16 protein-coding genes and 1 tRNA gene are annotated in these 14,470 nt (G+C 66.0%); 4 read left to right on the top strand and 13 right to left on the bottom strand.

All coding sequences use genetic code 11. The annotated features are described in order from the left end of the window. Positions 1 to 75: 75 nt before the first annotated feature. Positions 76 to 1,197 (top strand): FAD-dependent oxidoreductase, encoded by a 1,122-nt coding sequence (locus F8568_RS44680; protein WP_160574004.1) that lies wholly within the window; start codon positions 76 to 78, stop codon positions 1,195 to 1,197. A gap of 148 nt (positions 1,198 to 1,345) precedes the next feature. On the opposite strand, the gene F8568_RS44675 is transcribed toward F8568_RS44680, so the two are convergent. After that, a complete protein-coding gene (locus tag F8568_RS44675) occupies positions 1,346 to 1,606 on the bottom strand; it encodes a hypothetical protein (RefSeq protein ID WP_202126101.1) in 261 nt (86 codons plus the stop codon). Here F8568_RS44675 and F8568_RS44670 point away from each other — a divergent pair. Beyond that, positions 1,586 to 1,984 carry a hypothetical protein gene (locus tag F8568_RS44670; protein ID WP_202126100.1) on the top strand — a complete coding sequence of 133 codons (399 nt, stop codon included), beginning with the start codon at positions 1,586 to 1,588 and terminating at the stop codon, positions 1,982 to 1,984. The two genes, F8568_RS44675 and F8568_RS44670, sit on opposite strands and share 21 nt — an antisense overlap. A 78-nt stretch (positions 1,985 to 2,062) precedes the next feature. Here the strand turns inward: F8568_RS44670 and F8568_RS44665 are convergent, their stop codons facing one another. The 6 genes from F8568_RS44665 to F8568_RS44640 are packed head-to-tail and all read right to left on the bottom strand — an operon-like array spanning position 2,063 to position 9,193. Beyond that, positions 2,063 to 3,658, bottom strand: coding sequence for an Hsp70 family protein (locus tag F8568_RS44665; RefSeq protein ID WP_151600218.1), 1,596 nt, complete (start codon positions 3,656 to 3,658; stop codon positions 2,063 to 2,065). Between the two features lie 10 nt (positions 3,659 to 3,668). Beyond that, on the bottom strand, positions 3,669 to 6,476 hold the full coding sequence (locus F8568_RS44660) for a WD40 repeat domain-containing protein (RefSeq protein WP_151600217.1): 2,808 nt from the start codon (positions 6,474 to 6,476) through the stop codon (positions 3,669 to 3,671). A 4-nt stretch (positions 6,477 to 6,480) separates the two neighbouring features. Then, positions 6,481 to 8,028: an AAA family ATPase gene (locus tag F8568_RS44655; protein WP_151600216.1), complete on the bottom strand. Its 1,548-nt coding sequence runs from the start codon at positions 8,026 to 8,028 to the stop codon at positions 6,481 to 6,483. Then, positions 8,025 to 8,585 (bottom strand): 4Fe-4S cluster-binding domain-containing protein, encoded by a 561-nt coding sequence (locus F8568_RS44650; RefSeq protein WP_151600215.1) that lies wholly within the window; start codon positions 8,583 to 8,585, stop codon positions 8,025 to 8,027. Before F8568_RS44650 ends, F8568_RS44655 begins: the two co-directional genes overlap by 4 nt. A 17-nt stretch (positions 8,586 to 8,602) precedes the next feature. After that, positions 8,603 to 8,800 carry a DUF2997 domain-containing protein gene (locus F8568_RS49225; protein ID WP_151600214.1) on the bottom strand — a complete coding sequence of 66 codons (198 nt, stop codon included), beginning with the start codon at positions 8,798 to 8,800 and terminating at the stop codon, positions 8,603 to 8,605. A 3-nt stretch (positions 8,801 to 8,803) separates the two neighbouring features. Continuing rightward, the gene (locus F8568_RS44640; RefSeq protein WP_151600213.1) at positions 8,804 to 9,193 is read right to left on the bottom strand and encodes a DUF1257 domain-containing protein; all 390 of its coding nucleotides are present in this window, start codon (positions 9,191 to 9,193) and stop codon (positions 8,804 to 8,806) included. Between the two features lie 239 nt (positions 9,194 to 9,432). On the opposite strand from F8568_RS44640, the gene F8568_RS44635 reads away from it, so the two are divergent. Continuing rightward, on the top strand, positions 9,433 to 9,576 hold the full coding sequence (locus F8568_RS44635) for a hypothetical protein (protein WP_160574003.1): 144 nt from the start codon (positions 9,433 to 9,435) through the stop codon (positions 9,574 to 9,576). Positions 9,577 to 9,651: 75 nt separating this feature from the next. Here the strand turns inward: F8568_RS44635 and F8568_RS44630 are convergent, their stop codons facing one another. The 4 genes from F8568_RS44630 to F8568_RS44615 form a co-directional block, all read right to left on the bottom strand. Beyond that, entirely contained in the window at positions 9,652 to 9,843 is a 192-nt protein-coding gene (locus F8568_RS44630) for a DUF397 domain-containing protein (RefSeq protein ID WP_151600212.1), read from the bottom strand. 27 nt (positions 9,844 to 9,870) lie between these two features. Further along, entirely contained in the window at positions 9,871 to 10,065 is a 195-nt protein-coding gene (locus F8568_RS44625) for a DUF397 domain-containing protein (protein WP_151600211.1), read from the bottom strand. Position 10,066: 1 nt separating this feature from the next. Beyond that, a complete protein-coding gene (locus F8568_RS44620) occupies positions 10,067 to 10,942 on the bottom strand; it encodes a helix-turn-helix domain-containing protein (RefSeq protein ID WP_160574002.1) in 876 nt (291 codons plus the stop codon). A gap of 295 nt (positions 10,943 to 11,237) precedes the next feature. Next, positions 11,238 to 12,068 (bottom strand): methyltransferase domain-containing protein, encoded by an 831-nt coding sequence (locus F8568_RS44615; RefSeq protein ID WP_151600209.1) that lies wholly within the window; start codon positions 12,066 to 12,068, stop codon positions 11,238 to 11,240. A gap of 444 nt (positions 12,069 to 12,512) precedes the next feature. On the opposite strand from F8568_RS44615, the gene F8568_RS44610 reads away from it, so the two are divergent. After that, positions 12,513 to 12,962, top strand: coding sequence for an ATP-binding protein (locus tag F8568_RS44610; RefSeq protein ID WP_151600208.1), 450 nt, complete (start codon positions 12,513 to 12,515; stop codon positions 12,960 to 12,962). Positions 12,963 to 13,782: 820 nt separating this feature from the next. Here F8568_RS44610 and F8568_RS44605 read toward each other — a convergent pair. Both F8568_RS44605 and F8568_RS44600 read right to left on the bottom strand, forming a co-directional pair. Beyond that, positions 13,783 to 13,856 (bottom strand) — tRNA-Pro (locus tag F8568_RS44605). A gap of 37 nt (positions 13,857 to 13,893) precedes the next feature. After that, a complete protein-coding gene (locus F8568_RS44600; RefSeq protein WP_328601316.1) occupies positions 13,894 to 14,355 on the bottom strand; it encodes a class I SAM-dependent methyltransferase in 462 nt (153 codons plus the stop codon). Positions 14,356 to 14,470: the final 115 nt, after the last annotated feature.

Here is a 14,470-nt window from a genome sequence, read left to right as displayed (position 1 = left end):
AAACCCGCTTTGGGGGCGGCACCGGAAGGGCAGGCAAACGGCGATTGCCGGTGGAGCGCAGGAAGGAGAGCCGCGATGCCGTCCGAGGACGCCGATCTGCCGACACCGGACTTCGCCTTCGACGCCGACGCGCCGGGCGCCTGCGTCGCGGGCATCAGGCCGTACCGCTGCGGCTCCTACCGCCTGGAGGCGGAGGTGGCGTCCGGCAGGTTCGTCGTTCACAACTACGGCCACGGCGGCGCCGGCATCACGCTGAGCTGGGGATGCGCCGCCAAGGTGCAGGACCTCGTCCGGGCACGCGTCGCCGCGTCGCACGAGACCGAGGCCGCGGTGCTCGGCTCGGGCGTCATGGGGCTGACGGCGGCGGCGCGACTGCTCGACCTCGGCCTCACCGTCACGATCTACGCGAATCTCATGTTCGCCAAGACCACGTCCTACAAGGCCGGCGGCCAATGGGCGCTGTCATTGGTCGAGCACCACGGGAAGGACGGCGAACTCAAGGACGTCCTCACCACCTCGTACAACACCTTCAAGGCCGGCGGCCAGGACTTCGGCGTTCATGAGCGGCCCAACTACACCTCGAAGGTCTCGAGCAATTTCGAGAAGATCCTGCATATCGCACCCGGATTGATCCCGCCTCGCCAGGATCTACCGCGCATGCCCTTCCACGGGCACCACAACCGCGGGTTCCTGTACCAGACCCTGCTGGTCGAACCGCCGACCTTCCTGGCACGGCTGGTGGACGACCTGAACAGGCGCGGCGTCCGATTCGTGCAGCACAAGTTCGCCAACCGAGCGGACGTGTTCAGCACGGTGACGCAGAAGGTCATCGTCAACTGCACCGGCTACGGCGCGAAGAAGCTGTGGAACGACGCGGCCATGCACCCCATCCGCGGCGACCTGGCGATGCTGCGGCCACAACCGGACCTGCAGTACCTCTACAGCCAGAACGGCTACATGTTCCCGCGCACCGACCACGTCGTCATCGGCGGAAACTTCGACTGCACCGACAACGAGCAGCCGAACAAGGCGGAATGCAAGAAGCTCGTAAGGGCGGTCGCCATGAACTTCGGTCTCGCGCCGCGGATGGCGATACCGGAGAACTTCATCCAGCATCCGCGGATCAGCGAGTGGCTGAGGCAGCGCAGCCTGGCCCCCGCGGACACGCCCTGCGAGCCGCCGTGCAACCCCGTATGACCGTCGCCGACTACGTCCTGAAGCGCCTCGCCGAGCAGCGCGTGGACACGCTGTTCGGCGTGCCCGCCGCCTACTGCGCGGACCTCTTCGACGCCGCCGGTGCCCGCCCAGCCGGAGGAGGCACGCGAACTCGACGCGGCCCTCACCATCATCGCGGATCCGTACCGGGTTGATCGGCTGCGGCGTCGAGGTCGCCGGCGAGCGTGTCCGGCGCACGCATGCGCCAGGCGTCGGTGATGAGCTCTTCCAGACGGTCGCGGTCCACTTCATCCAGCCGCAGCATGACCAGCGGCAACCCGTCGTAGGCGGGTGTGGTGAAGAAGCGTTCCGGCTCACCGAGCAGCAACGCCTGCTTCTCCGCCTCGTCGCCGACGTACAGGACGTCCGGATGACACGCGGCTTCCCCCACCTCGAACTCGCCGCGCTGGCGATCGCGCTGGGGCGGCGGGTCATGGTTTTGCAGGCCGTCGAGCTTGCCCAGAGCGACCCCGGCAACCCGTTCGAGAACTTCACCCGCAGGCTCAAGAGCCACCAGCAGCGCTTGGACGATCTGGAGTCGGGCATCGCCGGTGTCCTCGTGCGCCTGTCGGCGCTGGAACTGGCACGCCCGTCCGGTCTGCGGCCCGTCTTCACGACCGGTGAGGTCGAGCGCCTGATGCGCGAGGCGCACAGGATCCGCAAGCTGGGCGACGGCGCCGCGCTCGACGGCCGCGCGACGGACGTGGCGATCGAGATCGCCCGCGACAAGGACGGCTCGGTGGTCGTGTTCCCCGCACTGCCCACGTAGGACCATCCGCACCAACGAACGTCCGGTGATCCCGAGGTCAGCGCCCTGTTCCGGCGGCACATGCGCGCGCAGATGCGGTCAGGAGAGCCGGACGACCGGCTGCTGGTCGAGGATCAGCGTGTTGCGCTTCAGATCGTAGGCGGTGACAGTGAGACGTTTCTGCGCGTCCACCCGGAAGTCGAGCCGGAATCGGTCGACGTTCGCCTCGGCCGGGGGGTCTGCCTCCAGAAAGGTCGGGCTGTCCTCGTTCAGCCATAGGCGCGAGCGTTCCTGAAGACGCTGCGCCGTGACGGCCACCGTCCGGGCTCCACCGTTGGCGTCGAAAACGATTTCCAGATCGGAGCCGGCCTCGCGGAAACTGGCATGCGCCAGCTCGTACACGGCGATGCCGAGATGCTTCTGCCCGTCCCGGATCGCCTTGATGGTGAGCTGCTTGACGGGCTCGGGCGTCGGGTACTGCGTTCCCGCCTCGACCAGCGTTTCGAACTCGTAGACGCCCGTGTCCTTGTTGACGTGGCGGATGGCGTAGTCGTGCTGGATGTGGTCGCTGAGCTCATAGCCTCCCGCGATGCTCGCCGCACCGGCCGCGACGGCCTCCAGCGGGCGATCCATGTACAACGCGTCCGGTGGGAACTGCAGGGCGAGAAGGTCCCGGACCGCCGGGATCAGACTCGTCCCGCCCACCAGGAACACCTTGACGATCTCATCGGCGGGGAACCCCGCCGCGGCGGCCTTGTCCAGTGTCTTGCGTAGAGCCCGGTTGACGCGCCCGAGGAAGTCTTTTTCCTTCAGGAGGCGTTCGAAGTCGGAGCGGGTGATCTCCAAGCGGTAGGACTCCGCCTCGATTACCGCCGAGTCATCGAGGGTGAGCGCGACCTTCGCTTTCTCAGCCGAGCGCAGCAGTTGGTGGAAGATGCGGTTGTAGGCGGCGGTGTCTCCCAAGGGGACGCCCATCTCATCCGCGGCGTACTCGGCCAGCAGGCCGTCGATATGATCGCCGCCGAGATCCAGGCCCGCTTTGGCGATGCTCCGCACGGAGGCCCCGGCGGTCGCCGTCGAAGGGTCCATGACCTTGACGACGGAGATGTCCAATGTTCCCGCGCCGAAGTCGAAGACGAGGAAGGCATCGCCCGGACTGAGCCGTGCGCTGTAACCGACGGCCGCCGCGGTCGCCTCGTCCACCACGCGCAGCCGGGCCACGCCGCCCGCATTCTCACCGACTTCCCGGACCAGCCAGTCGCGGTAGGTGTCGAACGCTTCGACGGGTGCCGTCGCGACGATTTCCAGGTCGTCGGAGTCGACGGCGAGAATCGCGGCGGCCATGACGTCTGTGAGGAACTGTGTGGCCGCCTGCCGGCCGTCCACCGTCCGGTCGCCCAGCCGCCGCGGGATGTCGATGGCTCGTCCGGTGACCGCGCTCTTGGTCGACTGGAAGATCTCGACATCTGGATCATCCAGCATGTCCGGTGTCACCTGACCGCCGATCCACCTCCGCCCATCCCGGGCGGAGAAAGCGATCCTAGATGGGATGACCCGCTGATCCACCCCCCGAGTCGCCTCGCGCGACAGGTCGATCCCCGCGAGGGGGACTGGTTCGCCCCGGTCAAGGGCATGGTTCCAACCGGCGACGACGGTGTTGGCGGTCCCGAAGTCGATTCCGATCCGCTCGGTCATCGTCTCCTCCTCACAGACTGATGTCGTATTCGCCGGCGCTCAGCGCCACAGCGTCGCCGATCTCGATGTCGAAGCGGAATCTGTACTCCAAGCACGTGTGCAGGAGTTCCAGCAGTTTCCTGACTTCGGGATGCACCTCATGGGACTTGCGTGCGCTGTCGACGATGCCGAGGTGACGGGGAACGAGGTTCACCATGGGTTTGAGCGAGATATCCGGTACTTCGGAGACGCGCAGGTCGAAGAGGTCGGTGCGGCCGCCGTCATGGCCCATGGCCAGGAAGTCGCCGCTGGGTGAGATGGTGATGCCGGTGGCCCTCTCGCCGTCGTCCGTGCGATAGGTTCCGTCCGGCTCGAATGTCTCGCTTTTGAAGAAATGCAGGTCGCCGCTCAGGTCCGCGACGACGAGCCTGTCGCTCTCCGGTGACGTCGCGAGCCCCCCGAGCCCGTCCACCCGCATCTCGGTCGCTTGCCCGAGTTGCCTGCCGTTAAAGCGAACGATCCTGATGGTTCCGGATTGCTCGGCGCAGACGAGTGTGCCGGCGGCGATGAAGTCGGCACGAGCGATCACCCGGTCGACCCTTGCCAAGACCGACCACAGCCAGGACGGATCGGTGAGACACAGCCATCGGCCGAGGACCGCGATCTGTCCCGCCCTGCGGTGGGCGGCGATCGACCTGGGCCAGTCGCCTTCCCGCAGGCCAAAGGCGGTGACGGGCTGTGACGTGACCGGGCCGCCGAGAGGGGCGGCCGTCACCAGGCGCCCTGACCGAGTGCCTGCCGCGAACGCGCCGTCATCGCTGGTCAGGGCCAATGATGTGACCGATCCGCCCTTGGTCTCGTAAAGGGTCCGCACGTCACCCTCGGCGCATCTGACGATCCGGCACCTGCGCCGGAGCCCGCTGGTGCGTTCTGCGGCGATCACCGCGCCACGCCCCACGTGCAGAACCCGCCCGACGGACGAGCGGAACCCGCCATAGCGCTCGACGAGGCGGGCCGCACTCAGGTCGATCACTCCAGCGACCTGCTTGCCGCCCGCCACAGCGAGGAGCGGCGCGTCAGAGGCGAACGAGACGTCATTGACGCGTCCATGGAAATGGATGGTCGCCTGATGCAAGGCCAGGGGCCAGTTCTTGTCGAGACGCTTGTAGGCGGCCTCTATCTCGGCGGGGTCCGCCTCGCGGAATAGTTCGTAGACTCTTCGGCCGTCCTCGTCACGAGGCGCCCAACCTTCGAACAGGCGCATGAGCCTGATGCCGACTCCGATGGGCAGATCCTGCACGAGCGTCCAGAGGTTCGCCCATTCCTTCCGGTGAGCGAGCTGTTCGGCCAGGTAGCGAATCTCGCCCGACGTCATGTTCTGGATCTGCGCCCGCCGGTCGTCGCCCACGATGACGCGGACAAGGTCGAGCTCTCCGGCAGCGAGCATGGCCTGCCGGACCCTGATGCGGTCCTCTTGGGACACCGAGGCGTAGGCCAGCGACAGCAGGCTCCCGTCGGGATCCATGCCGTGGTGCTGCTCCGGCTGCCCGGTGAGCAGGAAGAACACGACGCGCTTGACCGGGTCCTTCGGAGCGAGCCGATGCTCTTTGCAGAAAGGAACCAGGTCGGCGTTGCTCTGAGCCGCCTCGCACACCATGTCAACGAGCGTTTGGTCACGCAATGCATGGAACTTGCCGACCGCGATTTCGCTGATCGGATGCTCGCGCATCGCCAGAGCCTCGATCAGTGCTCGGCGATATCCTTCCTGTTGGAAGAGTATCGGGTCTGTTCCGATTGCGACGACACTGAGCGGTTCGTATTTCCCGCTTGCCGCAGGGCGCCCCCATCCAGCCAGCACCTCCCACAACTCGTCTGACGGCCGTTTTATCCAGGTGGCCCATAGGGAGTTCAGCTTTCTGTGCGGCGGCGGAGCGGGGTTCTGGAGGAGGAGCGCTCGGAGCGGCGAGCCCGAACCGCGTTCGACCCCCCAGAGAGCGGCCAGCATCTCGCCATCCGCTTTCCTGCAGTAGGCGGTGGCATGCGCCTTGACCTCTTGGTCGCTGTCATTCAATAAAGCATCGGCAAAGGTCGCCTCCTCGGTCCTCCAATTCTCCGCGAGCCTATCTAGCAGGGCGAGTGTAAGGAGGCGGGCGGGGTTCTCGGATGCGACCGCCTCCGTCTCCTGGACGAGGGTGCGGAGTTCTGGGCGCCGGGTGGCGGCCCAGCGGGCGCCGATGGCCTGCTTGATGTCGTCGGTGAGCGGCCAGCGGCGGAGAGCACTGTGAAGGTCAGGGTCCAGTGTGTTGAGATATTCGAACCATAGGGCCTTGTATTCGGCTTCGGCGGGCAACTCCGGGTTGGCGAGGAGGGCTTCCCGGAGTTCCGGGTGTTCGAATCCGACACGCCAGAGTTCCTTGTGAAGCAACCCGTCGACAGTGCCGAGCAAGTGAACGGTACTGGCGCGAACGTGCGGATCGCTGTCACTGATCAGTTGCACCGCGTACACAGTGTCCGCTGATGTGAAACAGCTCGTCAGTTGCCGGTTCAGTGCGGCACTGAGCAGGCGAGGAAGACCTTCCGGTGCGATCGCGCCCGTGTCGATGACCGTCTGCCTCAACCAGGGGTCGCGTGTTTCGGCCCACCAAGCAGCGAGGGCTTGCTTGGCCTCGCCATATTGCCGGTGCTCAGGCCGGTGAGCGACCAACGCTATGACTTCGCGGGCGGATTGGTCACCCTTGGCCCCGGCTCGGAACAGCCGGCGCATGGCCCAGCGTGCTCGTAGCCCATTGCCTTCGGCGAGCCGGAGGGTCCACCGCTCGCGCTTCTTCTCACCGGCCAACTTGTCAGGCCAGTTCCAGTCGTACCTGGTTCTCTGCCGCCAGCGAGGCTTCCGCGAAGGAGGCCGACTGCGCGCGGCCTTCGCGGAGCCAAGCGCGCAGATCCTCGATGCGTTCTTTCTGGGATCTGCTCAGCGGCACGAGACGTGCGAACGACGCGGCGACGTCAGCCGTGGTGATGTCGCGCGGGCCGTCCGCGAAGGCCCGGTACATGGCATCGATGATGGCCTGCTCGATCTCGGCGCCGACGTAGCCGTCGGACAACCTGGCCAGCTGCCTGATGTCGAATGCACCGGGATTTCTTCTGCGTTTACGCAGATGGACGCTGAGGATCTCCCGGCGCTCGCTGTCCGTGGGCAGATCCAGGAAGAAGACCTCGTCGAAGCGGCCGCGGCGCAGCGTCTCCGGGGGCAGCGCGGTGACGTCGTTGGCCGTGGCCACGACGAATACCGGCTTCGTCTTCTCCTGCATCCAGGTGAGGATCGTCCCGAAGACACGTTGGGAGGTGCCACCGTCCAGGCCGCCACCTGCCAGCGACTTCTCGATCTCGTCGATCCACAGGACGCAAGGTGAAACCGCCTCGGTGATTTTCAAAGCGAGGCGCAGCCGCTCTTCCGACTCGCCCACCAGCGAGCCGAAGAGGGCACCTACATCGAGTCGCAGCAGCGGCAGCCGCCAGAGCCCACTGATCATCTTGGCGGTGAGACTCTTACCGGTACCCGGGATGCCGATCAGGGCCATGCCCTTCGGCGCGGGCAAGCCGAAGCGAGCGGCCTCTTCCCCGAACGCCCGTTCACGGAGGGTGAGCCATTCTTTGAGCAGTTCGAGCCCGCCGACATCGTCGAGCGTCTCTTCCGCGCTGTAGAACTCCAGCGCTTGGGAGGCACGGATCACAGCCTTCTTCTCTTCCAGGACGGCCGGAATGTCCTGCTCGTCGAGAACTTTGTCGCGGACGATGGCCTTGGAGAAGGCACGGCGTGCCTGAGCCGCGGTCAAACCCAGCGCGGCCTGCGCCAGCCGGACCCGCCCGTGGACCGGAAGCTCGCAGATCACACCGGTCTGGCGGATGAGCGTGTCGAGGTCGTTGCGCAATGCGGGAAGGTCCGGCAGCGGCATGTCGAGGACCACGACGTCGTCCCCCAGTTCAGCGGGGACGTCGGCCGACTGCGTCGTGACGACGAGGGACGAGTAGGTGTTCACCAGGCTGTGTGCGAGATTGCGGAGCCTCCGCTTGACCTGGGGATGCTTGTGCCAGAACTCGTGGAAGTCCATGAGCACGTACAGGTCCTTGCGATCCCGGTGCTTGAGCGTCAGTTCGGCTATCTTGTCGAGCGCCATATCCGGTGTGGCCGCCGCAGGGAGCTGCCGGCCGGAGTGCGATCGCAGGCCCTGCGCGATGTCCCAGGTGATCAGGTCGGACGCGGCGTTGGCATCGCGTTCCCGCCGTACCCGATCGAGAACCTCGAGCGCGCGCCGTTCTTCCACGGTCACCAGGACGATCACCGGCACGCGCGCACGCAGATACAGCTTCAACTCGTCGGTGATACCGGTCATCTCTCTTCTCCTAGCCAGCCGTGCATGCCGGTGATCGACACCGTGCCGTCGGGCGCGATCACGATTTCGGTCTCCGGGACGGTCTCGAAGTCGGCGGCCGAGTAGCGGGAGGTGATGGGCCAATACTCTTTGTTCGAGGAGCCGCGGAGTCCACGTCCGAGATGCAGGCGTGCGTTGTACCGGCCTGTCACCGCAATGTCCACCGACTCCACTGCGGCCAGCCGGGCGTGGTGCCCTTCGATCTCTGTCCGGGTGAATCCGGTGAGCAGGATGATGCCGAGGTCGGAATGGGCACGAACCGCTGTGCAGAACTTCCTCAGCGGCTCGGGCTGCTCCAGCGGCTCACCACCCGTCACAGTGACGCCCTCGATACCCTCTGTTGCAAAAACCTCGCGCACCATTTCCTGGACGCTCCGTGCCCGCCCGCCGACTTCGTGTGTTCCGGTGTTGAAGCAGCCGGCGCACCCGAGTGAGCAGCCCTGTGTCCAGATCACGAAGCGTGTTCCGGGACCGTTGGCCATGCTGCGGGAAAGGGTGGCGTGCACGTACCAGGGCACTGCGGGAGCGTCGTCCCTCAGTGCCACAACCTGTCCTGCTGCTCTTCTGCCTCGACGTTGTACGCCTCGGATGTGAGTTCCTGTGACTCGACCTGGCCACCGAGTAGGGTCACGAGTTCCTCTGTAGTGGAAAGGCAGGCCATCCCGTCAACACCGGTCACGTGGATCTCGACGCTGCCGTCAGGCTTGATCGTCACTTCGACCGTCTCTTCCACCGCTCACATCCCCGCATGCCGTCGTAGCACGACCCGGATCTGGCCGGTCTCGTCCTGGATCTGCTCGTCGATTCGAAACCCGCGCGCTTCCAACGTCGAGACGGCGCTCACCAGGGCGTATTGCTGGTTCAGTGCACGCGTGAAAGCCTTCTGGCCCACGCTGCGGATGCCCCACCAGTCCGCGACGAGCACGTAGCCGTTCGCGGACGGCGCGAAGCCGATCTCATGCTCCCCCGTCCGGGGGCAGATCTTGAATTCGGCGTCGGTGCGTTGGCCCCGGTAGCCGACGACCCCCTGCCCAGGCGGCTCGACAGTGTGCCCCATCCGCTCGAGGGCCTCACGGAGCACCCGTCCGTCCGTCAACCGGGTCCGTATCCTGGTGAAGTGCGACACCGGCCCTCCCGAATGCCCGAGATGTCGTGAACATACATCAAGAATGCCCCACGGCACCGTTCGCGTTCCGTTACCGGCCAACGCGATCACCCGCTGTGGAGCCTCCTACATCCGCGCTTCGCGATCACCAGCCGTCGAAGTGCCATCGAACGTGATCAAGGAGTCGCCTTCCCGGCGGCGCCGAGCAATTCGATGCGGCAACCGAACGCCGAAGGTACGTCACACGACAGTGAAGTGTGATGCTGCTGACTTCCTCCAAGCCCGACAGCCGGGCGGCGCTGATCGCGACGATGCGCGATCTGAGTCTCCGCCAGGTCGCACCAGAGGCCGAGCCCTCTGAATTATCCCCACCGCCGCCGGTGCGCGGCTCGCCGGTGTCTTGATCGGTCGGTCTCGCACTGCATAGAAAGAAGCGGCCGGACCCCGTGCTTGACGTGGGTCCGGCCGTGACTTGCTTGTCAGGAGCCTGCGGAGCGGACGGCCTGCATGAAGGTGGCCCACGCCTGGTGCGTGAAGTCGAGGATGAGGCTGCTGTTCTGCTTGCTGTCCCGAACACCGATCGTTCCATGGACGGATCGTGCAACTTCGATGCAAGCGCCGTTGGCCTCGCTGAGGCTGGACTTGCACCACGTGAGGTATTGCGTGGTCATGGACGGCCTCCGGCTGTGGCTTGCTTGTCAGGTGTTTGCGGAGCGGAGGGTCTGCATGAACGCGGTCCACTCGCGGGGGGTGAAGTCCAGGATGGGGCCGGTGTCGCCTTCCTTGGTGTCGCGCACGCCGACGGTGCCGTAGGGGGAGCGGCCCACTTCCACACAGTCGGAGTCCGGGACGCTGTGGGTCGACTTGCGCCAGCCGCTGTACTGCTGCTTCACGTTACGGGCCTGCCTGTTCGTTCAGCCGGTCGGCCGTGTCCGTCAGAAGAGAGAGGCTCTCCAGGGCGGGCAGTGTGGCCTGCCGGAGACGGTCGTGTATACGTTCATACCCTGCCACCTCTTCCGGAGTTGTGTGAACCAGGCAGCTGCTCGTCTCGGCGACGACCAGGCAGGGGTCGTCCGGGTCGGAGAACGTGTAGATGGTGTATGCGGATGCCGGAAGGCGACCGGGTGGTAGGCGTGCGTTTAGCGGGAGCACGAGAACGGTGAAGCGCGGTTCGTTTGTTACGAGCTGCACCATATGGCGGAGCTGCGTCACCATAATCGAAGGAGGAACTGCCAGCCTCGTCAACACGAACTCATCGATGATCACCTCGACCGAAGCGCCTCCTGGCCGGAAGATGTTCTCCTGCCTACGGATGCGTGCTTCCACGCTTTTCTCGGGCACGTAGTTGATCTTGGAGCCCTCGATCTTGTCGAGTTCGATGAGCGCCCAGTGGTACTCGACGCACTGCAGGAGTCCCGGAAGAGCGGTCTGGTTGTAGGCGCGGATCGTTGCGGCGCCGGATTCGATGTTGGCGTACATACGCTGACGAGCGCCCATGGCGTCGCCGTAGTTGTCCCACCAGCCGCGCGCGTTGGCTTCGAGGGCGATCTCGATGATTTTTTGAGCGTGCTCGCGAGGGGCGTCGAGTGCCTTGAGGATGTTCGAGACGTCGCCGACGTCGGGACGGCAGCGGGCGTTCTCGAGCTTGGAGATGGTCGTGCGGGAGCGGAAGATCGCTTTGGACAGCTCGTCGGCGGTGATGCCGCGCTGCTCGCGCAGGGTCCGTAGTTCGGTGGCGAGTCGTTGCCGGCGGACGAAGGGACTGGTCACCGGTGACCTCCGTGATCGGGCCGGTGAGGGCTGGGGGCGAACTGCTGACCGGGGACTGCCGATCCGATGACCAAGAGTTATCACGTGACCGCTGAGCGTGTCATCGATTGCGACTGTCTCGAACGGCGCTCAGCGAATGGCTGCGTACCGGAAATGAACGTGCGCTTCCGTGCACGTTCACGAACGTGCACGCCGCAGCCCGGACGAGACGCCTCCGCCTCGGCGCGTAACTGCTATGTGACCAGAGGGTTGGGCACGGCAGCGGCGGTGCGCGCCGGGGCAGGGCGGCGCTTCGCTAATCGACGTTGCGCGGCAGGGTGGGCGGGACGAGGTTGTCCGGCCGGTCGAGCCAGATGTGCTGTGTCGTGGCGGTGACGGTGAGGCCGAACCGCGTGACGGCCGGCTCGCCCATCTCTTCCCAGCGCTTGCGAGTCCGGTGCCGGACGTCCTGCGGCATCCGCTGGTCTCGCATGGGCATGAACCAGGCGGGGCATGTGAAACGTCCCTCGGCCGTCCCGTCCTCCCGGACGGTGAGGACGGCCAGTGGATCGTCGGGGTGGAACGTCGGTCCCCAGGGGGCGAGGATGAGACCGCCCGGCCGCGTCTGCTGCACCCACGCGTAAGGCAGGCGGCACGCCGCGGCCGTGGCGATCAGCCGATCGTAGGGCGCGTTCGCGGCATGGCCGTGCGTGCCGTCCGCGGTCACCACCCGGACATGGCAACCGGCCCGCGCGAGAGCAGCGCGAGCCTGCTCGGCCAAAACAGCATCTATCTCGACCGATGTGACGTTGTGCGGCCCGACCAGCTCCGCCAGCAGAGCCGCGTTGTAACCGGTGCCCGTGCCGATCTCCAGCACTTTCATGCCTGGTGCGACGTTGAGCGCCTCGAGCATCGTGACCACGATGTGCGGCGCGCTGGCCGAGCTGGTCGGCCAGATCCCTCGCTCGGTGGCCCCGTCATCGACCTGCGTGATGATCGAGTCGTCAGACCGGACGAGTTCGAGCCACCGGTCCGGGTCGTCCGCGCGCCGCAGGGGAACGGCCAAGCCGTCGTCCCGGCGCACCCAGATCACGTCCGGGACGAACGCCTCACGCGGCACCCTGCGCAGCAGCTCGTCGAGCTTCACCCCTGCCGCCCGGTGCCGCCGCAGCCGGTGCAGGGAATGTCCCGAGACTTCCCGTCATCGGTGGTAGTGATCTTCCCTGTCCCCTGGCACATCCCGCAGGGCACCTGCCTGCCGTGCTTCCCCATGCCGGCGGCTCCTTTCGCGATTTGGCGTCGAGCCCCCTGACCAGGGCTTTCGCCGTCATGGCTCTGTGTTATCACCAGGTCGCCGAACGTGCAGGGCGATTAAGCCGCTCTGAATGGCCCTCCGCGAGCATTCGCGTTCCGGAGACGAACGTGCGCGGTCGTGAACGTTCAAGATCCCGGACGTGCGCCGCGCGGACATGCCTGGCGTGCACGCACCGTCCTCGCGGCGGCCGTCCAGGTACCGAAAGACGCATGCGGATATCGGTCCCCGCTCCTGAACATGGGAGCGCCATTCCGAGTCGTCCGTGTGAGGTGATCAATGCTGCTCGCGGTGTCCGTTCCGGCGAAGCCGGAGGCGTCGATGTACTGGCGGCGGGAGTTCCACGGCAAGACTGATCAAATCCGGCTTGTCCGGGCATTCGCCGCGCATCTGCTGGCCGGCTTCCCGAGCCTGGACGACATACTTCTCGTCCTGGACGAACTCGCCGTCAACGCCGTCCGGCACACCCGCTCCGGCAACGAGGGCGGGCGATTCACGGTCGAGATCAGCGTGGACGTGGCCGGTGTCATCGTCTACGTCACCGACCAGGGCGGACCGGACGAGCCGCGCCTGCGGGACATCACCGAGCTGGCCGAGGGCGGCCGGGGCCTGCTCACGGTCGAGGCCCTGGCCACGACCTGGTCATGCACCGGTGACGCCCGAGCCCGCACCGTCCGCGCCACGTTCCCCCGTACGGCGCTATGCGCAGGCGGCTCCGGGACAGGCTGATCTTTCCGGGTGGCCGGGTCTGACGATCGTTTGCGCGGGACGATGAAGCGCCTGCCCGTGGAACCCGGCGGCAGGAGGTAGACGTCGTCGTCGGCTTCATCGAAAGCCGTGCAACTTACCGGTGAGGAAATTCGGCGCGCGGCTCGGCCACAACCTTTCGCGTTGGGCGCTCATTCCAGCCGGTGAGAACCACGCCGGCATACCCCAGAAGCGCGAGCGGCAGACCTAGATCCGCAACTGTCGCACGTCCATCGGAATCCATAACGACGAACTCATCCACAAGCCCGCCTGTGGATATGTGGACAGATTTCCCTCGCAGCCTAAACTAAGCGGCATTGTCTCTTGAGGAGGAGCTATCGCTACGCAAATCATCGCCTACTCATCTTCTATGGAGGAGATATTATATGGCTTGTCGATTACATATCTCTTACAGCTCCACTCTTCCTGTAAGTCGGCAGGTGGCGGTACTGCGTCCGTGGGAGGTCGGGCGGTGTACAACGCGATCATGTGCGGGCTGACCAGCGGGAGCGCGTGGCGGCATGCCCTCCGGCGAATCGCCGGTCTCGTCCACGACCAGCACCGCCCCGCGGCTTCGAGTCGCTCGGTGACACCAGCCGCGCAGATCATCACGAATCCGGTGGGCGTGCCACACCGCCACCGCCGAGGGCCTCCGGACACGCCTGCCTCAGCGCATCTGCGCACTCAACGCAGCCGGCATGGATAGCGTGAGGGAGACGACAACCGAGGGCAGATGGAGGTCAAAAGATCTTGAGGCCGGTCTCCTTGGGGGGAGAACCGGCCTCTGACCTGGCGTTTTCTGTCGGGGTGGCGGGATTTGAACCCACGACCTCTTCGTCCCGAACGAAGCGCGCTGCCAAGCTGCGCTACACCCCGGTGGTGGCTGCCCGGGAGTCGTACGTGCTCCCGGCGCCTAGACCACTTTAGCGGATGTTCGGGAGTGCTGCGTCCCTGATTTACGGGCTGTGAAGCCGGTCACGGCGCCCGAAGGGGTGAGGGTGATGTCGGTCAGGCCGGCGGCGGTGAGCCAGGCGCGGAGATCGGCGGTGGTGCCGGAGGGGCCGAAGAGGCTCAGGCGGCGCATGAGGGCGAAGAGGGCGTCGTGGCGGGGGGAGGTGCCGCGGACGAGGGTGGTGCCTCGGAGGGTGCCGCCCGGGCGGAGGACACGGGCGAGTTCGCGGAGGGCGGCGGCGGGGTCGGGGAGGCAGTGGAGGCCGTTGTAGGTGAGGCAGGTGTCGAAGGTGGCCGGGGGGAAGGGGAGGTTCGTTATGTCGGCTTGGACGGGGGTTCTGGCGCCTCGGCGGCGGGCTCGGTGGAGCATCGAGGCGGAGAGGTCGGCCGACACGTGGTGGCCTCTAGGGCGCACTAGATGAATGAGTCCAAGGAGTGTCGTTGCAGTCAGTGATCATAGGCAGTCAGTGACCGCTTGATCGACTGTCCGGTCTTGTCGTTGTGCCATATCGCCGCTGTGAGAGCGAGGATCCGGCACA

The sequence above is a fragment of the Actinomadura physcomitrii genome (assembly GCF_008923205.2).
Taxonomy (GTDB): domain Bacteria; phylum Actinomycetota; class Actinomycetes; order Streptosporangiales; family Streptosporangiaceae; genus Spirillospora; species Spirillospora physcomitrii.
This window is presented reverse-complemented; position numbering and strand designations above follow the sequence as displayed.

Excerpts from the sequence above, each read along its gene's own strand:
- F8568_RS44635 (WP_160574003.1), top strand. The coding sequence starts at position 9,433 with ATGCTGCTGACTTCCTCCAAGCCCGACAGCCGGGCGGCGCTGATCGCG.
- F8568_RS44670 (WP_202126100.1), top strand. The coding sequence starts at position 1,586 with ATGACACGCGGCTTCCCCCACCTCGAACTCGCCGCGCTGGCGATCGCG.
- F8568_RS44665 (WP_151600218.1), bottom strand. The coding sequence starts at position 3,658 with ATGACCGAGCGGATCGGAATCGACTTCGGGACCGCCAACACCGTCGTC.
- F8568_RS44680 (WP_160574004.1), top strand. The coding sequence starts at position 76 with ATGCCGTCCGAGGACGCCGATCTGCCGACACCGGACTTCGCCTTCGAC.
- F8568_RS44630 (WP_151600212.1), bottom strand. The coding sequence starts at position 9,843 with ATGACCACGCAATACCTCACGTGGTGCAAGTCCAGCCTCAGCGAGGCC.
- F8568_RS44655 (WP_151600216.1), bottom strand. The coding sequence starts at position 8,028 with ATGACCGGTATCACCGACGAGTTGAAGCTGTATCTGCGTGCGCGCGTG.
- F8568_RS44610 (WP_151600208.1), top strand. The coding sequence starts at position 12,513 with ATGCTGCTCGCGGTGTCCGTTCCGGCGAAGCCGGAGGCGTCGATGTAC.